Source organism: Chitinophaga sp. 180180018-3 (genome assembly GCF_037893185.1).
Lineage (GTDB): Bacteria > Bacteroidota > Bacteroidia > Chitinophagales > Chitinophagaceae > Chitinophaga.
In genome coordinates this window covers 2,370,049-2,390,547 of the sequence record NZ_CP140772.1, presented here as the reverse complement: position 1 = coordinate 2,390,547, position 20,499 = coordinate 2,370,049, and the positions used below count along the sequence as shown (strand labels likewise).

13 protein-coding genes are annotated in these 20,499 nt (G+C 48.2%); 6 read left to right on the top strand and 7 right to left on the bottom strand.

Annotation, left to right across the window (positions count from 1 at the left end; genetic code table 11):
• Window positions 1-68 precede the first annotated feature (68 nt).
• From UNH61_RS09650 to UNH61_RS09620, 7 genes are all read right to left on the bottom strand, one after another.
• Window positions 69-752, bottom strand: coding sequence for a TerD family protein (locus UNH61_RS09650; RefSeq protein WP_326991885.1), 684 nt, complete (start codon window positions 750-752; stop codon window positions 69-71).
• Window positions 753-760: 8 nt separating this feature from the next.
• Entirely contained in the window at window positions 761-1,336 is a 576-nt protein-coding gene (locus tag UNH61_RS09645; RefSeq protein WP_326991884.1) for a TerD family protein, read from the bottom strand.
• A 153-nt stretch (window positions 1,337-1,489) separates the two neighbouring features.
• Window positions 1,490-3,256, bottom strand: a complete 1,767-nt coding sequence (locus UNH61_RS09640; RefSeq protein ID WP_326991883.1) for a RagB/SusD family nutrient uptake outer membrane protein — start codon at window positions 3,254-3,256, stop codon at window positions 1,490-1,492.
• A 10-nt stretch (window positions 3,257-3,266) separates the two neighbouring features.
• Window positions 3,267-6,674 carry a TonB-dependent receptor gene (locus UNH61_RS09635; RefSeq protein ID WP_326991882.1) on the bottom strand — a complete coding sequence of 1,136 codons (3,408 nt, stop codon included), beginning with the start codon at window positions 6,672-6,674 and terminating at the stop codon, window positions 3,267-3,269.
• 465 nt (window positions 6,675-7,139) lie between these two features.
• The gene (locus tag UNH61_RS09630) at window positions 7,140-8,261 is read right to left on the bottom strand and encodes a FecR domain-containing protein (protein ID WP_326991881.1); all 1,122 of its coding nucleotides are present in this window, start codon (window positions 8,259-8,261) and stop codon (window positions 7,140-7,142) included.
• Window positions 8,262-8,328: 67 nt separating this feature from the next.
• The gene (locus UNH61_RS09625; RefSeq protein WP_326991880.1) at window positions 8,329-8,916 is read right to left on the bottom strand and encodes an RNA polymerase sigma-70 factor; all 588 of its coding nucleotides are present in this window, start codon (window positions 8,914-8,916) and stop codon (window positions 8,329-8,331) included.
• A 147-nt stretch (window positions 8,917-9,063) separates the two neighbouring features.
• Window positions 9,064-11,205, bottom strand: coding sequence for a PQQ-binding-like beta-propeller repeat protein (locus UNH61_RS09620; protein ID WP_326991879.1), 2,142 nt, complete (start codon window positions 11,203-11,205; stop codon window positions 9,064-9,066).
• A gap of 152 nt (window positions 11,206-11,357) precedes the next feature.
• Here UNH61_RS09620 and UNH61_RS09615 point away from each other — a divergent pair, with 152 nt between their 5' ends.
• The 6 genes from UNH61_RS09615 (at window position 11,358) to UNH61_RS09590 (ending at window position 20,480) form a co-directional block, all read left to right on the top strand.
• A complete protein-coding gene (locus tag UNH61_RS09615; protein WP_326991878.1) occupies window positions 11,358-11,828 on the top strand; it encodes a pyridoxamine 5'-phosphate oxidase family protein in 471 nt (156 codons plus the stop codon).
• Between the two features lie 102 nt (window positions 11,829-11,930).
• Window positions 11,931-14,957, top strand: coding sequence for a DUF2723 domain-containing protein (locus tag UNH61_RS09610; RefSeq protein WP_326991877.1), 3,027 nt, complete (start codon window positions 11,931-11,933; stop codon window positions 14,955-14,957).
• Between the two features lie 13 nt (window positions 14,958-14,970).
• Window positions 14,971-16,962 (top strand): DNA ligase D, encoded by a 1,992-nt coding sequence (gene ligD, locus UNH61_RS09605; protein ID WP_326991876.1) that lies wholly within the window; start codon window positions 14,971-14,973, stop codon window positions 16,960-16,962.
• 138 nt (window positions 16,963-17,100) lie between these two features.
• Window positions 17,101-17,586, top strand: a complete 486-nt coding sequence (locus UNH61_RS09600; RefSeq protein ID WP_326991875.1) for a GNAT family N-acetyltransferase — start codon at window positions 17,101-17,103, stop codon at window positions 17,584-17,586.
• A gap of 246 nt (window positions 17,587-17,832) precedes the next feature.
• Window positions 17,833-19,803: an ATP-binding protein gene (locus UNH61_RS09595; RefSeq protein WP_326991874.1), complete on the top strand. Its 1,971-nt coding sequence runs from the start codon at window positions 17,833-17,835 to the stop codon at window positions 19,801-19,803.
• Between the two features lie 77 nt (window positions 19,804-19,880).
• A complete protein-coding gene (locus UNH61_RS09590) occupies window positions 19,881-20,480 on the top strand; it encodes a sigma-70 family RNA polymerase sigma factor (protein WP_326991873.1) in 600 nt (199 codons plus the stop codon).
• The last annotated feature ends 19 nt before the right edge of the window (window positions 20,481-20,499 follow it).

Below are 20,499 nucleotides of genomic sequence, written 5' to 3'. Positions count from 1 at the left end.
CGGTCCTTATCAAAATTGAAATGCCGGAAGCTCTCGTCAGCGGCCACTTTTTTAGCCTATGGCCGGTATCAGGAATAAGTTAATTTTTTCAACTCATCGATAAAGCTGTCGGATTGATGCGGCTCACCGATGGCTCTGAATTTCCAGGATCCATCTTTACGATAAATTTCTGCAAAGGTCATGGAGCACATGCCGTTATAGGTACTATCGCCGGAGAGATTGAACCTGGCAATCTCCCTGCCATTTTTATCTACCGCACGGATAAAGGCATTCGCTATCATTCCAAAGTGCTGGTTATTCTGACGCCCCTGGTAAATGCTTACCAGGAAGAGAATCCTCTGATAGCGATTATCCATTTCATTCAACCGGATAATGATCTGTTCATCGTCGCCATCGCCGGCACCTGTTCTGTTATCGCCTGTCAGCCAGATATGCCCGGAAGGATGTTTCATGGAGTTGAAGAAAATAACATCGCTTTCATATAATCCCTGGCTTCTGCCATCGCGTGTTTGAACGGTTCTGCCAAGATTAGCTACTTTCCCGTTGGCATCCAGCAGGAAAGCAATGGCATCGAGATCATACTCTTCTTCCTTTGCATCTCCGCCGAACAATTTGCCGAAGAAACCTTCATTAGCCTTTTTCTGACGTACGTCCCAACCCAGCCCCACGGTTACGGTCGACAGGTCGAACTCCTCGCCTGTATCATTTTTGCGCAGATCGATAGTCTGGCCTTTTACCAAAGAAATTGCCATATAAGCGGTTATTTAATGATCTGTCCTTTAAAGTACTTGGATAAGAAAAACGCAAGATCTTCCCGGTAGCCGATACCTGAAGCTTCAAATTTCCATTTGCCGTCTTTCAGGTAGAGACGACCGAATTCCACGCCTGTTTCTATAGAAAAATCTTCTCCAAGTTCGTACTTTGCAATCTCACTGCCACTTGCGTCATCCACAATTCTGATATAAGAATCACGTACCTGTCCGAAGTTCTGTCGCCTTGCGATAGCGTCATGTATGGTTACCACAAACAGGATCTCCCTTACACGAGGGTCTATCCTGGAAAGATTGACCTGTATGGTTTCATCATCGCCCTCAGCGCTGTTCCCTCCGGTAGGGTCATCACCGGTATGATGCAATGCACCATCCGGGGAATCCGTATTGCCATAAAAGACAAAAAACTCTTCTTTAACAATCAACCTGTTCTCATCGATCATAAAAGCGGAGGCATCCAGGTCGAAATCATATCCTGTCCCCTCATTCGGATGCCATCCTAAACCCAGGCTGATTTTAGAGAGACCAATATCAATCCTTTGTCCCTTTTGTAAATTGATAGCCATTTCTCAATGTTTTGCCGAAGATAAGGAATTTGGGGAATTGTGAATAGGGAATGAAGAATTAAGAATGAGGGCGGAGATAGTAAACGCGAACATCAACTTCGCGTTTACTATCTCCGCCCTCATTCTTAATTCTTCTTTCTATATTCTTAATTCTCACCACCCCGGGTTCTGGTCTATCGTGGCATTCGGCACCTGCAGCTCCGATAGCGGAATAGGCTGCAGATAGTCTCTTGCTGCGTTGAATTTGTAGCCGACAGACATGGCCGGTATATTCTTGTACAGCTCAATATATCCACTGGCATCTGTAGGGTAAGTGGCCAGCAGATTAGCAGGTACTACGGTCGTCCACTGAGCCAGTTTAGCACCCTTCGGTTTCCAGCCTGTCAGCAGTTTGCCGCCGGCGCCCCATCTCAGCACGTCGTCGTGGCGGAATCCTTCACAGGCCAGCTCTATACGGCGCTCCCTTCTCACTTCGTTCAGTACAGGGCTGAGTGCCGGGAATACCCAGTTCGGATCTGTTTGTATGGCGCCGATATTGAGGGCCGGCATGCCAACGCGGCTCCTGATCTTGTTAATAGTCAGGTCTGCATCTCCCTGAGTAAGCATACCCAGTTCCGCTTTTGCTTCTGCATAGTTCAGTAATACTTCTGCATAACGGAAAAGGATCAACGCTGTAGTGCCTACATCACCGGCGTATTGCTGGAAGTAGTCGGGATTATGGCCCTTGTATACCTGGTAACCGGTAGCGGGTTTTCCTTCGTTGGCTGCGCTGAATGTAGGTACTGTGAAAAGCATGTTCGGCGCGCCGCCAGGCTGATTATTGGTAATGATGTGTGCACCATCGTTCACATAGATAGTCTGCACCAGGCGAGGATCTCTTCCTCTTACAACAGTAGTAAGAGAATCATCCCCTTTATAGAGCGGACTCAGTGCAACAGGCAGTCCATCGGCACAGAGATAGTCGTCTATCAGGTTCTTGGTAAGACCGCGGCCAGCTCCTGAATTCGTATATCTGTGCCAGTTATGTGTAGGTCCGGTAGTCAGGTTGTACTGACGCCAGAACATCACTTCCTTACTGCCGCTGTAATCAGTCTGATTGAAGAGCGACCAGTAGCCGTAATCCTTGCCGGCATTGTCGAGTGCGAACAGTCCGGATGCCATTACCGCATTGGCCGCATCTGCTGCTTTCTGCAGGTATTTATTACCTGTAGAACCGGATACCCCGAAGGGTGTACCTGAGAGGTATTTCTCCCAGGTACCTTCGTACAGGGCTACTCTCGACTGAAACGCCTGTGCAAATTCTTTATATACTCTGCTTGGTTGTGCAGCCGTTTTGGAAGGCAGATAATTAATGGCGCTGTCGAGATCCGCGATGATGGAATCAGCGATGATATTACGCGCCAGCCTTTTATTGTATAATTCCGGGGAAGATGGCAGCAGTGGCTTACTAAGCCAGGGCAGTGCCCCGTATTGTTTCATCATGTTGAAATAAAAATATGCACGGAAAAAGCGGGCCTCCCCTACATAAGTTTTCACATTATTCCAGGGCTCATTCACTTTGACGTAGTTGGCCAGCAGGTAGTTGATATTTCTGACAGTTCCCCAGGTCCAACCACCCTGACCGGAAGGTATCACGGTTTCTCCGTTCATCCAGGTATTGTAACTCATGCTGATCATGTTGTCGCTTCCCTGATCTGCATCCTGGCCCGTATTTCCGATAGTACCATAGCCGGTATAGGCCGGGAACGCAGTATAAAAGCTATTGCAGTATAATTTCAGATCATTGGATGTTTTCCAGAATTGCGCATCGCTGATCACGGTTTCCGGTGTCCTGTCCAGAAAATCTTTCTTACAGGAAAACAAGGTAAAGGCTGTCGTCGCCAGCGCCAGCATTATTTTGAAAGAACGCATATTTCTCATGTTGTTAGAATTAAAGAATTACATTGAGGCCACAGGAAAAAGTCCGTTGTAATGGATAGATCTTAGCATCACTGATAGACAATTCCGGATCCATTGTTTTAAGCAGCTTCGTGAATGTAGCCAGGTTTTCTACGTCGAAGTATACACGTACTTTCTTTGTATGTATACGCGACAGCAAACCGGCTGGCAATGTATATCCCAGCTGTACGCTCTTTATACGCAGGTACGCGGCATTTTGCAGGTACCTGGTTTGTATTTGTGTATTCTTACCATTTTCCTGGCTCATGTAATATTTCGGGAAATAACCGTTCGGTGTACCGGGGGTCCATCTGTTCAGATTTGCAGTGAACGGAGAGCTTTGCCACTCGTCTCCCACAATACCCCAGAAATAGTTGGAACCAATCCAGGCGTCTCTTTTAGCGATCCCTTGCAGGAATACGTTCAGATCGAAACCTTTGTAGTTAACACCCATGTTCAGGCTGTACTGGAAGCGTGGAGTGTTGTTACCGATCACTCTCAGGTCGCCACTGCTGTCGACAGTATTTTTACCGTTGCTGATAATACCATCTCCGTTAAGATCGGCGTACTTCACATCCCCTGCATGCCAGCCGCTTTTCCAGAACTGTGCACTGGGGGCTTTGGCTGCTTCTTCGTCTGACTGGAACAGGCCCTGGGTAGTATATCCCCAGATTTCACCGATGCTCTGGCCAACGTACCAGGTACTCAGCGAGCGTGCGGGATTGTTGTATTTCACTACTTTTCCTCTATAGTCAGAAAGATTAGCTCTTATATTGTAGCCTAATTCACCAATGTTATCAGCCCATTGCAGTGTCAGTTCAAAACCTTTGGTTTGGATGGCGGCGTTGTTCACTGGTGGCACCCCTGTTCCCAACAATCCGGGAACTACCGCCGACGGGCCTACGAAATCATCTGCTTTGCGGATATAGTAGTCGTAAGTAACAGAGAGGCGGTTGTTCAGCAGGGCCAGGTCGGCACCTACCCCATAGGAAGTAGCCGTTACCCAGGTCAGATCAGGGTTTACCAGCGGCGGCTGATTCACGGAAGCCTGTTTGCTACCACCGAAAAGCCAGGAGGTACTGTTAGGTGAACTGGTGGCCAGGGCCGGATAGAACGGGTAATAGGTATAAACACTCGGATCGCCGAGGAACAGCTGATCAGGCGAAGAACCATAAGAACCTCTCAGCTTGAACGCGTTTACAATATGGCTGATCGGTTTCCAGAAGTTCTCCCGGTCGATATTCCATCCGGCAGATACACCCGGAGAAAATTTCCAGCGATGACCGGCGAGAAAGCGGGATGTACCATCATAACGACCGTTTACTTCCAACAGGTATTTGTCTTTGAAATTATAGTTGAATCGTCCGAAGAAGCCTTCCACAGCCAGTCGGCGCACCTGGTCGCTCACACTTGGCGTGGTGTTATAGGTGAGGCTGAGCGATGGTATATCATTGGAAAACAGCTGGCTGTTGCTGGCAGAATAAGAGGTATAGTTTGTCAGCTCACTGGTAAAACCACCGAGTATCCTGAGTGTATGGCCGCCCAATTGTTTTTCGTATGAAGAAAACGCATTGACGATATGATGCTCGTTGCGGTAATTGTTGCGTGTAAATGCGTTGGGAGTAGTACCACCGGATGGAGCAGTAGAGCCATCGGGCAGGTAAACGAACACTGTTTTAAGCTGGTTCTGGGCATCATAGAAATCACCGTCAAAAGTGTAGTTCATGGTAATGTCCCAACCTTTGAGCGGATTGATTTTGAATTCACCGGTGAGCATGGGCTGATCCTCTGTGTTTTTATTCCGTCCGCCCTGCAGGTGCAACAGCACGTTACTTTCGTCGGAGTAATGACCATCCGGGTTGATCAGCGATACCGTCGGGAATTTCCTTGCAATCTGGTGCATGTAGTTACCACCTGTTTGCCCTGAATACACGTTGGGGGTGTTGTACAGGGAACGTGAAATAGTACTTCTGAAGTTGAAAGTAAGCCAGTTGGTGATGTTGGTCGACAGGTTGGCGCGGATATTAAACCGTTTGAAATCGTCTTTCCCAAAATTATACATACCGGCTTTATCATTATATCCGATACCAACATAGTAGTTGCTTTTTTCTGTAGCGCCGCTTACCGAAATATTATGCTGCTGGCTGAAAGCAAAATCTTTAAAATAGATCTTGAACCAGTCGTTATTTGCATTTCCGGTATTCCAGTTATTCCATCCATTCGGAACGTTGGGGTTCTTTATCGTTTGAGTAGTTAGTGTACCTGCCTGATAAGCCTTAATTCTGGCGAGTGTTTCATCATCAAAAAAAGGTGCGCGGCCGGCGTTGGCAAAAGCTTCATTATAAAGATTTGCAAAATCCAGTGAATTCAGCATCTTGGGCAGGTTGATGGGTTGTGCCCAGGAAAAGTTATTGTCGTAGGTAACCCGGGCACCCTGACCGATCTTACCTTTTTTGGTGGTAATAAGAATCACACCATAGGGAGCGCTGGAACCATAGATCGCAGTAGAGGCAGCATCTTTCAGCACAGAAATGCTTTCCACATCGCTGGGGTTGATGGCATTGATATCGCCCCCCTGTACCCCGTCGATCACTACCAGCGGACCACCGGATTGTGCGCCGGAAGTAGAGATACCGGTATATCCCCTGATATTGATATTCTGCGTGGCGTTGGGCGCACCACCACCGCTGTTGGTGGTGATGTTCAGGCCGGCGATCATCCCCTGCAATCCCTGGCTGATGCGGGTCATGGGACGGTTTTCCAGTACCTGCCCCGACACCTGTGCCACAGCACCCGTCAGGTTTACTTTCTTCTGTGTACCATATCCTACCACCACCACATTTTCGAGTTGTGACACCTCCGGTTTCACCTGGATGTCGATACGGCTTCTGCCACCAACCTGCACTTCCTGGCGCTCATAACCAATATTAGAAACGATGAGCACCGCATCTGGTTCTATACCGGACATTTTAAAGTAGCCGTCGCCGTTAGTAACCGCCGCTTTTTTAGTTCCCTTTATCTGTACAGTTGCGCCGGGCACCGGGTTACCGGTATTGTCTGTAACGCGCCCGCGCAGCGTATCTGCGGCGGGGGCACTGGCAGGTAGTGCTGCCTTGTTGAGTACAATTGTTTCCTTAATGATCTTCCAGGTAAGGCCCTGGTCTCTCAGAAACATATCCAATACCTGCGTCAGTGGCAGGTCTTTGGCGTCGATACTCACGTTGTGGGTACCGTCCAGTACACCGGAATGGTACCAGAACTTGTAACCGCTTTGCTGCTCAATTTTGATAAGTATTTCCTGGATCGGTTTATTCCGCTCCGCCAGCGTAATCTTCTGTGCCAGCCCCTTCGCGCTGATTTGAAGGAAGGTAATCAGGATGAAAAATGCAGAAAGTTTCATGATTCTCCAGATTTTGGTCAATAGGCGTACATGCCCGCTGTTGTTGACAAAACATGCAGTTAAATGCATAGATAAATGATTAAGGATGCTTAACAGATGCGCACAAAGGCTATCCTGCAAATCGGCATATTAGCGTATACCAGCTGCAACCCTTGATATTGCTGATTCATAAGTGGTAATTCCCTGTTACCGGTTCAGGTGTTCACTGTTGATACCGGTCTTTTTAACTCACCTGTCAGTATACTCACCGACGGATAAATGGGCGCCATAACTGTGTTGGTAGCGTCGCGCTACGCCAGGGATGGTTTGGAAACGAGCGTCTAAAAGCATAAATTAGATTTAGGTAATGAAAAAAGCTTAACAGATGTGTATTTTCTTGCCTCTTTAGCCGGGATATGTTAGCGCATTCCCGGTTTTTTTATTGATTCTGGTCTTTAAAATTTATATACTCGATAATTTCAATCATCATGGTAACACAACAATTTTTCTTCCTTCCATCCTGAAACGGATGCCGCTTTCACCCAGTATGGCTAATACGTCGGCCAGTTCATAGCTCCGTTTTATACTTCCTTCGAACTTCAGATCAGGTATACTGCCTGCATATACTACCTCGGTATTGTACCATCTCGACAGCTGTCGCATTACCACTTCAGTACCTTCGCCGTTCAGTGAAAAATAGCCATTCTTCCAGGCAGTTATTTTTTCCGTATCTGCATGTTTCACCAGCGTTATTTTCTGATTGTCTGCCAGGCGGGCCTGCTGGCCCGGCCTGAGGGTGGCTGAATCTGTTTGGTGTATCACTTTTACCGCTCCATCCAGCAAGGTTACATCGGCACTGGGCTCTTCATTATAAGCCATAAAGTTGAACTGTGTGCCCAGTACATGCACTACATTGTCGCCTGCCTGCACTACAAATGGCTTCGCGGCATCCGCGGTCACTTCAAAGTAAGCTTCCCCCTTTAATTCCACTCTCCGTTCCTCCCCGGTAAATCCGGAAGGAAAGCGAAGTGAAGAGGCCGCGTTCAGCCATACTTTGGAACCATCCGGTAATACCAGCTGATACTGGCCACCGGCGGGCGTTGACAGTGTGTTATATTCCGGCGTTCCGGAATGGGTGTTGCTGACATACATCACCTGTCCGTTCCCGAGCTGAATGGTACTTCCGCCCTGCTGCATGGTGTGGCTCACCGTACTGTCCAGCTGCACCGTTTCCCCGTTTGCCAGCGTCAGCATCGCCCTGCTGCCTCCCGGCAGGATGGCTTTTCCCGCCATCGGAGCATGGCTGCTGCCTTCTTTCGTTGTCTTCCTAAGCTTTATACCCAACGCTACAAATAATGTCACTACAGCGGCCGCCACAGATACTCTTACTATATTCCTTGTCAATCCCCGCTTCCTGATCCCTGCATTTTTGTAAATGCGTTGTTTCAATATATCTGCTGTTTCCTGGTAGTTGCCCAGTTCAGCTTCGTTCCAGCCACTTTCTTCACCTACACTGCTCAGCCATTGGTTGTATAAAACAATTTCCTCTTCCGTAGCGGTACCATCCGCGATCTTACCGGCAAGTTGAGCTAGTTGTTGATGATTCACTTAAATGGATGTTTAATAATGAGGCACATGAAAAAGCACTTCCCCCCAAAGGCGGAATAAATTTTTTTCAAAAATTTTTCAGAAGGTATGTTAGCAATAACCAGAAAACCGGTACAGAATGCCCGATGAATAAGCGTATGCGCTTCAGCGCAATAGTGATCTGGTTTTCGACAGTTTTTACGGTGATATTAAGGCGGGAAGCAATTTCCGCGTGTGATAACTGTTCATTCCGGCTCAGGCTGAATACTGCCCGGCATTTTTCCGGCAACGCAGCTACGGCCTGGGCAATGACTACCTTCAATTCCCGCACGGAGATTTCATCCGGCTGAATACTGCTCTCGGTAGTGTATTGAAGATCGCTGATAAACACCCGCCTGGTTTTGGTATCTCTCAGATAATTAGCCATTTTAAAGCGGGTAGCCGCACGAAGATAATATTTCAGAGAAGTGATCTGCACCGTTTCCCGGTGAAGCCAGAGCCAGGTAAATACTTCCTGGATCACATCCATCGCTGCATCCCTTGATTTAAGGGTATAGAAAGCATGTTTATAGAGATCAGACCAGTAACGTGTATAAATAGCATCAAATGCCCGCACCTCCCCTTTCTGAAGGAGATGTAAAAGTTCACTGTCTTCCATGAAAGCCCATCCGGACATTACCAGGTATTTAATTGCAGAAAGGACATTTACCAGTCAGTACCCATGCTGGTAAATACATTTGCAATCTAGATAATCTTAGGGTAAAATATGTATGTTTTTTAAACAAAAAGTGTATGGATTTTAACGTTTATTTCTATCAGCAGGTTACTTTCCCGGTAACGCAAAGGCAACGTAGGCATCGCCCTGTTTCCCGCCCCATTTGGAGCCTCCACAGGCAATTACCACATATTGTTTCCCGTTGAGTGCATATACGGCCGGCGTCGCTACACCCGGAGCCGGCAGATCCGTTTCCCATAACAATTCGCCGTTCCGTTTATTGTAAGCCCTGAACTTTCCGTCGCCGGTAGCGCCGATGAAAATAAGTCCTCCGGCTGTTACCACCGGCCCACCGTAGTTTTCCCGACCGGTGATGGGTATCCCTTTGGCTTTCAGCTCTGCAAATTCCCCGAAAGGTACCTGCCATTTGTAATGGCCGGTATTCAGGTCGATAGCGCTCAGCGTACCCCAGGGCGGCCTGATACCCGGATATCCTTCTTTGGTAAGGAATTTATTATACCCTGTAAAGCCATACAGATCCTGCGGAGGCATTTGCTTAGGCGCTGTTCCTTTAAACCCTTTTTTCTGATTGGCCTGCAGCCGGAGGATAAACGATGCCAGCGCATCTTTCTGTTCCGGCTTTAACTGGTTGAAACCCGGCATCATTCTACGTCCGGAAGTAACCAGTTCCAGGAACTTCTCTTTACTATATTTCTTTTCCACTCCTAGTATCGACGGATAATCGCCTCCGCCTTTCCGGTCGGGGCCATGACAGCCCATACAGTTTTGCCGGTAAACAGCTTCGCCGGCCTCTCCATTCGTAACAGCTGCCGTTGCCGGCTTATTATCTACCATATTTAACACCCAGGCCATTTCATTGGCATTCACATACAGGATACCACTTTCGGGGTCAAAGGCCGGCCCGCCCCATTCTCCGCCACCATCGTATCCCGGAAACACCAGCGTGCCTTCTTTCGTAGGCGGTGTGAAAGGTGTGCCGTTGCTGTAACTCCTGAAACGACGCAGGAGATCCTGGTGGGAGCTGTCGCTCACCAGGTTGTTCAGATCTGCTTCCGTGAGGTGCTGACGGGCAAAAGGGCGGGGCTGGTCCGGTACCGGCTGCGTGGGCCACAAACGCTCTCCTGCCAGCGGTGTATTCACGGGAAATGCCTGTTCCGTAACAGGATACACGGGTTCGCCCGTTTCGCGGTTGAGCACGAAAATGAAGCCCTGCTTGGTGGTTTGTGCTACAGCATCCACCTGTTTTCCATTATGCGTTACCGTTATCAATACCGGCGGTGTTGGCAAGTCGCGGTCCCATACATCATGGTGCACCGTCTGGTAATGCCATATCTTTTTCCCGCTCTGCGCATCCAGCGCAATAATGCAGTTGCCGTACAATCCGGCTCCCAGCCGCGAGCCGCCGTAGAAATCGTTACTCGGATTTCCGGTAACAGCATACAATATGCCCCGCTGCTCATCCAGGCTGAATCCTGCCCAGGCATTGGTGGAGCCCATAAATTTCCAGGCATCTTTGTTTTCCCAGGTTTCGTGCCCCGGTTCCCCGGGATGAGGGATGGTATGGAATATCCACCGTTGTTTGCCGGTAGCAGCGTCAAATGCCATGATATGTCCCGGCGTATTTTCACCAGCGAGACCGCTGACAAAAAACAGATCTTTATACACCATCACCGGCGAAGTAGGTGAAAGAAACATCTCCTCGGGATTTTCTTTGCCCAGCTCATAACGCAGGTCGATGCCCCCCTGCTTTCCGAATGATGATACCAGTTGCCCGGTAGCAGCATTCACTGAAAACACCACCGGGCCTACGCTGTAAATAATACGCTGATCACCTTCATGCTCCCACCAGCTTACGCCCCGGTTCATATTTACACTGTTACGATGCCAGGTGGGATTGGCTACCGAATCCGCCGGATCAAAATGCCATTTCTCCTGTCCGCTGGCAGCGTCAATGGCAAACAGTTTCAATTTGGGCGATACACCGTACATGATTCCATTCACGACTATCGGATTACATTCCATTGGTCCAAACCGCGTGCTGTCATTTTTCTCCGAATGATATACCCAGGCTACCCGGAGTTGCTTCACGCTGGCAGTATCTATTTGCGTAATACCCGAATAACGCTGATTGGCCCGGCTTCCACCGGTCACTTCCCAGGTGGTGAAATCAGATTTGCTATTGCATGCCGCTAAACTCAGCAGCAGGAGCATCAGGGAGGTTTGTTTCATCGTGGAATCAGCGATTGAGAATGTCGATTAATCTGGTTGTTTCCTAAACTTAATGAGTTATGCCGAAGTTTAAAAGCAAGAAGGGCACCGTTCATCAAATTCTTTGTAATTTAGCAGCGAAATCTGTTCTTTAATCCTCAAAAACCAATGCTATGTTAGGCGAACTGACTCAGGATGAAATCAATGAAGTAATGGCGAACAATATTACCGGCCGTATTGGTTGTACTGATGGAGAAAAAATGTATATCGTGCCTGTCAGTTACGCCTATAACGATAACTATGTAGTAGTGCACTCCAAAGAGGGCTTGAAAATAGACATTATGCGTCAGCATCCGCACGTTTGTTTTCAGGTAGATGAGATTATCAACAGTGCTAACTGGCGTAGTGTAATAGTATGGGGAGATTATGAAGAGATTACAGACCCCAAGGAAAAATATTATGCGATGAAGTACCTGGTGGGGCATCTGGCCGCTCATCAGCATGTAAGTGAAACTGCAGGAGTACAGGATATGCACCAGGCGCTGGCCAATCCCGAAACCCCCGAACCGGTTAACCGGCCGGTCGTATACCGCATACGTATCAAGGAAAGAAGTGGCCGTTTTGAAAAGAATTGGAAAGAATAACCCCTGCCAGCGGTAAATTCTATAGGAATTTTAACATCTTTTTTCAGGAATGTCCCCTAATTTTATAAGCATCACACTTTTCTTATAAAATCACTATCCTGAATGGACAGCTTCAAGAAACTGAATAACGTGACAGGCTGGATTATTTGTGCCATTGCCTGCACTGTTTTTATTGTTACCCGGGAATCTACCGCCAGTTTCTGGGATTGCGGAGAATTCATTCCCTGTTGTTATAAGCTACAAATCTCGCACCCGCCGGGAGCTCCCCTGTTTATCATGCTGGGGAGGCTGTTCATTGTTTTCTTTGCGGGCAGCTGGGATGCCACCGGGCCTAATGTGCATGCGGCGCAACAGGTGAACCTGCTTTCATCCGTGAGCAGTGGTTTTACCATCCTGTTCCTTTTCTGGACCATTACCCACCTGGGCAGGCGCCTGCTGCAAAAGAACAATATTCCCCTTAGCCGGGAGCAGACGATCGCCATCATCGCAGCCGGTGCTGTGGGAGCACTTGCCTTTACTTTCTCCGACTCATTCTGGTTCTCCGCAGTGGAAGGGATTGTGTTTGGGGTTTCCCCGGTGTTCATTGCCATGGCTTTCTGGGCTATCCTGAAATGGGAAGAGCAGGCCGATGAGCCTTATGCCAACCGATGGCTTTTTCTGATCGCTTATCTGATCGGCCTGTCGATTGGCGTGCATCTGCTTAGCTTACTGAGTATCCCTGCCATTGTAATGACCTATTATTTCCGCCGTTACCGCTACTCACGCCGGGGCGCTATCCTGGCCTTTTTGCTGGCCTGTGCGCTCACCGGTATTGTGCAGATACTCGTGATACAGGATACCATTAAAATAGTCGGCTGGTTCGATCGCTGGTTTGTCAATGACCTGGGCCTGCCCTTCAACTCAGGCGCTTTCTTCGCCATCCTGCTGATTGCATCGCTGATCGCGTTTGGAATATACCAGTCTATAAAAAGGAAGAAATATTTCCTCCAGCTGGGGCTCTGGTGTCTTTCGTTTATCCTGATAGGTTATTCGTCTTATTTCATGATCCTGATACGTGCTAATGCGAAGCCGGCCATCAATATGCAATCCGTTAATAACCCGATTGAGCTGGTGGCGTATCTCGACCGTTCGCAATATGGCACCTGGCCAATCCTGCGCGGGCCGGACTTTACAGCCAAACCAACTGGCAATAATGAAACAGGAAATATTTATTATAAAAATGAGAAGACAGGAAAATATGATGTAGTCGGTACCAAGTTCGATTACAAGTATAATCCCGACGACATACATCTGTTCACCCGCGCGTGGGACAGTGACAACTCCCTCGGCCATGTGGATTATTACCAGAGCTGGCTGGGCCTGGGCAAAGATGAAAAGCCTTCTTTTGGCGATCATATGAGATGGCTGATGAGTTATCAGTTCAACTGGATGTACTGGCGTTATTTTATGTGGAATTTCGCCGGCCGGCAGAATGACCTGCAGGGACTGGGCAATGTGCGGGATGGGAACTGGATATCAGGCATACCGTTCATTGACAACATGCGGCTGGGCGACCAGAGCCTGTTGCCGGACACCCTCAAAGCCAACAAAGCACATAACACGCTGTTTATGCTACCACTGTTGCTGGGCATCCTGGGAATCATCTACCAATGGAAAAAAGACCGGCACAATATGATAGTGGTATTCCTGCTGTACTTCTTTACAGGCATTGCTATCATACTTTATCTTAATCAATATGGTCCTCAACCACGGGAAAGAGACTATTCCTATGTAGGTTCTTTCTATGCCTTTGCCATCTGGATAGGGCTGGGTGTATTGCATGTGTTTGACCTGCTGAAGAAAAAACTGCCCGGCAATATCGCGGCTACGGGGGCCGGAGTGGCCTGTCTGCTGGCGGTGCCGGTGCTGATGGCCTCCCAGGAATGGGACGATCACGACCGCTCCATGAAATCCCTTGCGAGAGATTCGGCAGCCGACTATCTCAATTCCTGCGCGCCTAATTCCGTGCTGTTCACAGGTGGCGATAATGATACTTATCCGCTCTGGTACGCACAGGAAGTAGAAAATATACGGCCTGATATACGCGTGACCGTTACCAGCTTACTGGGCTCCGACTGGGCCATTAACCAGATGCAGCGCAGGGTAAATCAGAGCGCGCCGGTACCATTCAGCTGGGCGCCGGATAAATACCTCGGCGACAACCGCAACTATGTAGCCTTCTTCAATCCCGGCAATGTGCCGCAGGACAAGTATTTTAATCTCAATGAGATTATGGCGTTCATAGGAGATGATAATAATAAACTGCAGACAGAAGGCGGAAATGGGATCAACTACTTCCCTACGCATCAGTTTTTTGTACCGGTCAACAAAGCGGCAGTAGTAGCCAACGGCACCGTGCCGGCGGCCGACAGCAGTAAGATTGCGCCGGAAATGGATTTCACGGTACCGGGCAATGCGCTGTTCAAGAATGACCTGGCGGAACTGAATATCATTGCAGCTAACAACTGGAACCGGCCTATATATTTCTCCCAGCCATACAACCTGGGATTGAACAGCTACATGCGACAGGAGGGGCTCACCTACCGGCTGGTGCCTGTGAAAAAACAACCCAACGAAGAACTGGGTACGAACGTTAATACGGCCGACATGTACAACACACTGATGACGAAATTCCGCTTTGGTGGCGCAGAACGGCCCGGCACTTACTTCGATGAAAACGGCCGGCGTATACTGTTGGGTATACGCAGAACTTACGCCACACTCGGCATTGCCCTCGCCGGCGAGGGCAGGAAAGATTCCGCCCTCAAAGCGCTCGACTATGGATACAAGATGCTGCCAGCCGCTACGCTGCCCTATGGCATGGTTTCCGGCGAAGGCGGCGCCATGCACAATATCACTTCCATGCAATATGCTTATGCCTACTATCTGAGCGGGAACAAAGCCCGCGGCAAGCTTATTGCGGACGAAGTGATACGGGACTGCCAGCAACAGCTGAACTATTATAATTCCTTGCCTGTTAATATGAAAGATGCGTTCACACAGGATCAACAGGCAAGCACTGCTATCATGGCACGTTTACAACAGATGCAGGCAAGTTTCGCTGATTCGTCGGGGTTGAAACTTAAATAACTCATTATCCGTCATGAGCCCGGTAAAAAAAAGGCCGCCGGCAGCAACCGGTCACGTCACTCCGTTGCTGAAGCAGGGAAAAACAGCTCCCATGCCGGAGCACGTAAAGCCCATGCTGGCGGTGCTGAGCGACAAACCATTCAACAACAGCGAATGGCTATACGAAATAAAGTGGGATGGATACCGGGCCGTCGCTTATCTTAACAACAGCCGCGTAGATCTGCTGTCGAGGCATCAGCAACCGTTCAACGAAAAATTTGGCGTGATCAGTGAAGCCTTGAAAAAGCTGCGGCTAAAAGCAGTACTCGACGGAGAGATAGTAGCACTCAATAAAAAAGGGCTCCCCGATTTCCAGGCCCTGCAACAATATCTGCAGCAGGGAAAAAGTGCGCACCTCGCATATGAGGTATTTGATTTGTTGTGGTATAATGGGAAAGACATTACCATGCTACCGCTGGAAGCCCGCAAAGCGATCCTGCAGGAGCTGCTCCCAAACAATGATCCGTTAATCAGGATCAGCCAACATATTAAAGGCGACGGGCTCCGCTTCTACAAAGCCGCTGTTGCCAGGGGCCTGGAGGGCATCATGGCCAAAGCAGCAGACAGCGCCTATGCTATGGGCAGGCGTACCGATGCCTGGCTGAAAGTAAAGCATCATCAACAGGCAGAAGCTATCATATGCGGCTATACGAAAGGCAGGAACAGCCGTAAACATTTCGGTGCACTCATACTGGGAAAATATGAAGGTAAAACCCTGAAATATATAGGGCATACCGGCACAGGTTTCAATGATGAACAGCTGAAATCATTGTTTATAAAATTCCAGCCCCTGATCACCGCCCATCATCCTTTTAAAACTGCGCCAGTCACCAATATGCCCGCCACCTGGCTAAAGCCCGAACTGGTTTGCACAGTAAAATTCACCGAGGTTACTGAAGAAGGCCTGCTACGGCATCCTGTTTTTCTCGGGCTGCGGGAAGATAAATCCGCCGCCGGAGAGAAAAACGTAAAAGTAGCGTCTCCACCGAAAGCATCTGCCAAAAAACAAATCCATATGGCAAAACATCCTGCAGATAATTTCCTTCCGGAAGATGAAAAACAGGTGGAACGGAAAGTAGACGGGAAACTGCTAACGTTCACCCATCTCGATAAATTATACTGGCCCGATGAAGGTATCACCAAACGGGATATGATCAACTACTATGCTGCTATTGCTGATTATATACTGCCTTATCTTAAAAACAGGCCACAGTCGCTCAACCGCTTTCCGGAAGGTATCAAAGGATTTAGTTTCTACCAGAAAAATGTGGAAGATAAAGTAGCCGACTGGATCACCCGTTTTCCCTACGTCAGCGACTCCGATGGGCAAACGAAAGAATTCATGGTGTGCGACAATAAAGCGAGTCTGTTGTATATGGCCAATCTTGGCTGCATAGAAATGAATCCCTGGCATTCGCGGATCAACAAGCCGGAAAAACCCGACTACTGCCTGATCGATCTCGACCCGGATACCAATTCCTTCGACCAGGTGATAGCTACTGCCCGGGAAGTGAAGCAGGTGCTGGACCAAATTGGCGCCCTTAGTTTCGTAAAAACCTCAGGGGCCACGGGCATGCATATACTGATACCGCTGGGCGCCAAATACAGCTTTGACCAATCGAGGATGCTGGCGGAACTGATAGTGGGCGTTGTCAACAAACGGTTGCCAGGCAATACGAGTGTGGTAAGAACGCCTGCTAAGCGCAAGGGAAAAATATACCTGGATTTCCTCCAGAACCGGCAAATACAGACGATGGCCTCCGCCTACTGTCTGCGCCCGCGGCCGGGCGCCACCGTTTCCGCGCCGCTTCGCTGGGACGAAGTGAAACCTGGCCTTAAGGTCAGCGACTTCAATATTTACAACATGCAGCAACGGCTCGCCCGTGAAGGCGATTTGTTGAAAGGGTTGCTAGGCAAAGGAATTAATATGAATAGCGTGCTGAATAAATTAAAGGCACTGCTGTAGCTTTCTTCCTCAACATTTATTTTACCTGACAGCTACCCCCGACTGCATCTTTTTCCTGGACTAGCACATTATGTAATTTTTGGACCACCTGAATGATCCAGTATCGATGGACATTTGCAGCGAACCAAATATTATGTAATGTCAGCAATCCATCCTCAACCAGCCCATGTAAAAAAAGGAACTGCTACCCTCATCAAAGCAACCATCAGCCAACTGGAAGATGCCGCTATGTTGTTTGATATGTATCGTGTTTTCTACCGCCAGCCATCTGACTATGAACGAGGCAGAAAATTTCTGCACGACAGGATAAGCCATCAGCAATCCCATGTATTCCTGGCTTACATCGATGGTAAACCGGCCGGTTTTGTGCAACTATATGAGTTGTATCACTACATAAAACTGGAGAAACAGTGGTTGCTCAGTGATCTGTTTGTTCATCCCGATTACAGAGGCATCGGACTTTCTGTAGCAATAATAGACCGTTGCAAGCAATGGTGTGACGAAACTGGCGCCTGCGGCCTGATGCTGGAAACCGAAAAGACCAACGACGTTGGGAATCAGCTATACCCACGCTGTGGTTTCGAGTATGATGGGCATCATAATTATTACCACTGGTGGAAATAACAGGATTGATACAAAGGGCTGTTCTGCACAGCCCTTTGTTATTACAGGCAACTGATATTAGTGGTCAACTTAAAGTAAGCTATTGGTTGAAATAAAATAAGCCGCATTTTCTTTTACATGAACGGCATTCTGGTCCCTATCTTATAGTAGTTATTTTCAATAGACCTATAAATAAAATATATTATCTTCATACAATAAATGAATTGCCTCCGTTAAACAGCCATTATCCTCAAATTCCTGATGCAGATGAAGCAGACAGACCCGGTTCCTTTTAATGAAAACAGTGCCGTACACAATGTACTTGACTTAACTCCGCTTGGGGCGTTTCAGGCTACCGCTGAGGGTGACGTCATTTTTGTGAACAGGCAATGGGAAATTCTTTCCGGCCTTTCGCGGGAGGAATCCCTGGGAAAGGGATGGATGAAAATCGTGCATGAGGAAGATATGCCGCGGGTGGCCGACCTTCTGCAAAATGTATTGCGTCAGCAAACAGAAATTTTTGACTTTGGTTATCGTATCTGGCATCCGACAAAGGGAATCCGCCATGTCAAAGCCAACGCCAAATTCGTGTATAATGAGCTTGGTGCTCCGCTGCACTACACGGGTTTCATTGAAGATATTACCACTCAGATACAGCAGGAGCAGGATCTCAAAGCCGTGAACGAGCGCCTGGAGCGGAGCAACCTGCTGTTGGACGTAAGCCAGCAGCTAAGCGATACTGCAGGATGGGAACTGGATCTCGTCACAGGAGAGGTATTCTGGACGCGGCAAAACTATTCAGTTTACGAAGTAGATGATGATTTCGTTCCAACATTCGAGAATACCATGGCTTTTTATGAACCCGCCGACCGCACCCGGTTGAACCAAATTGCCCTGGAAGGTATCCGGACAAACACGTCCTATGATCTCGAATTGCAACTGATTACTGCTAAAGGGACGAAGAAATGGGTCAGGGCTATTGGGGTGCCTGTCATGAAAGATGGCGAAGTTACCATCCTGAAAGGGGCTTTAATGGATATTACCAAAATGAAGATGGCCGAAATGGAACTCGTGGCTGCAAAGAATATTGCCGAAAACGCAGCCCGGGCGAAAACGGATTTCCTTTCTGTTATGAGCCATGAAATACGTACGCCGCTTAATGGTATAATCGGTATCTCCAATTTGCTCAAGCTCAATCACACGATGGACCAGGAAGAGTACATCCGGAGCCTGATCTTTTCGGCCGATCACCTGTTGCGACTGATCAACGATATCCTTGATCTTACTAAAATAGAAAGTGACAAGCTGGAGCTCATAAAGGCAGAAGTAAATATCCCCGAACTGGTACGCAACATCAAGAATCAGTTTAAATCCCTGGCAGAGGCCAAAAAAATTCAGCTGAAAAGCTTATTGGACGATGATATTCCCACCCGGATCATTGCCGACCCCGTGCGGCTCGGACAGATCCTTAATAATCTTGTCAGTAACGCCATCAAATTCACAGACGAAGGCTCAGTAACGATTATGTTACAGGTAACAGCGCTTCAGAAGAATACGGTGACCATCCATTTCTCCATAAAAGATACGGGTATTGGTATTCCTGAACACCTGCACCAGACTATCTTTGAGAGCTTTAAGCAGCTACAGCAGACAACTTACCGGAAACATTCAGGAACCGGGCTGGGGCTCACCATCACACAAAAACTGGTGGAGCTACATGACAGCCGGATTTTTCTGAAAAGCGCACCCGGAGAAGGAACCGAATTTTATTTCGATCTGATATTCGAGATTGCTAACGACGGAAACAGCCCCGTTAGGTTCGAGCGACCTTCTTCCATCACCGGGTTTGAGAAAAAGCTGACTGGATTGAACATTCTATTCGCCGAGGATAATGCTATCAACGTATTAGTGGCAAGGAAGCAGCTGGAGTTTTTCGGGGTTTTCCCGGATTGCGCCTACAATGGGAAAGAAGCGCTGGCTTTTCTTGAAAACAATAAGTATCATGCGGTGCTGCTCGACCTGCATATGCCGGAAATCGACGGGTATGCACTTGCCGAGATTGTACGCCGCCAATACCCGGAAACACATATTATTATTTTCACGGCTGATATCATGGAAGAAGTAAAAATGAGACTGGCCAAATTGAAAATTTACGATATCCTCAATAAGCCATTCGCCCCTGAAAAAATGTATGAGGTGTTGTGGAATGTGGCCAAAAACAGACAGGTGGTGGATTAACCTATGTAAACTTTTTATTAATTCCTTGCTATTATTTGATGACTTGTCCCACGCATTAGCTAGTTTTGCGCACTTGTATGGCACCAATATCTACCGGGCATAATGTGATATGGGATCAGCAGGGCTTCAAAGCGCTGTATGATGAATATTTCGTATTGGTAAGCCGTTACTGCTATTCATTCACCGGCGATTACGAAATGGCGCGCGACGTGGCAGCTGAATTATTCGCCAACCTATGGCGGCAGCGAGCTAGCATTTCTGTAAATACCAGTATAAAGAATTACCTGCTGGTAGCTGCCCGCCGGCTTTGTAAAAAGCATCATAGTAAAAGTCAACGTACCATCCCTCTCCCGAATGAACACCTGCCTGAAGCAGTATCCTCCCACACGCCCGATGGACAGCTGGCCGGCAAAGAATCCAGGCAAAACCTGCAATTGCTGCTATCACTGCTGGATCCGGTAAAAAAGGAGATCATTGATCTGAAATTACTCGGACTGACCAACAAGGAGATCGCCCAGGTGCTGAATATTACGTCCAAAAAAGTGGAGTACCAGCTGAATACTGCTATTCGCATGTTACAGGAAGAGATCAAAACCCGGAAACTCACTGTACAGGATTGTGAGACGGGATTGATGGTAATAGGGATCATTGCTGCCAGTTGTAGCTGGCAGCAATGAATAGCCACCTTTAGCTACA

Excerpts from the sequence above, each read along its gene's own strand:
- UNH61_RS09600 (WP_326991875.1), top strand. The coding sequence starts at position 17,101 with ATGTCAGCAATCCATCCTCAACCAGCCCATGTAAAAAAAGGAACTGCT.
- UNH61_RS09640 (WP_326991883.1), bottom strand. The coding sequence starts at position 3,256 with ATGAGAAATATGCGTTCTTTCAAAATAATGCTGGCGCTGGCGACGACA.
- ligD (WP_326991876.1), top strand. The coding sequence starts at position 14,971 with ATGAGCCCGGTAAAAAAAAGGCCGCCGGCAGCAACCGGTCACGTCACT.
- UNH61_RS09620 (WP_326991879.1), bottom strand. The coding sequence starts at position 11,205 with ATGAAACAAACCTCCCTGATGCTCCTGCTGCTGAGTTTAGCGGCATGC.
- UNH61_RS09650 (WP_326991885.1), bottom strand. The coding sequence starts at position 752 with ATGGCAATTTCTTTGGTAAAAGGCCAGACTATCGATCTGCGCAAAAAT.
- UNH61_RS09610 (WP_326991877.1), top strand. The coding sequence starts at position 11,931 with ATGGACAGCTTCAAGAAACTGAATAACGTGACAGGCTGGATTATTTGT.
- UNH61_RS09590 (WP_326991873.1), top strand. The coding sequence starts at position 19,881 with ATGGCACCAATATCTACCGGGCATAATGTGATATGGGATCAGCAGGGC.
- UNH61_RS09635 (WP_326991882.1), bottom strand. The coding sequence starts at position 6,674 with ATGAAACTTTCTGCATTTTTCATCCTGATTACCTTCCTTCAAATCAGC.
- UNH61_RS09595 (WP_326991874.1), top strand. The coding sequence starts at position 17,833 with ATGAAGCAGACAGACCCGGTTCCTTTTAATGAAAACAGTGCCGTACAC.
- UNH61_RS09615 (WP_326991878.1), top strand. The coding sequence starts at position 11,358 with ATGTTAGGCGAACTGACTCAGGATGAAATCAATGAAGTAATGGCGAAC.
- UNH61_RS09645 (WP_326991884.1), bottom strand. The coding sequence starts at position 1,336 with ATGGCTATCAATTTACAAAAGGGACAAAGGATTGATATTGGTCTCTCT.
- UNH61_RS09625 (WP_326991880.1), bottom strand. The coding sequence starts at position 8,916 with ATGTCCGGATGGGCTTTCATGGAAGACAGTGAACTTTTACATCTCCTT.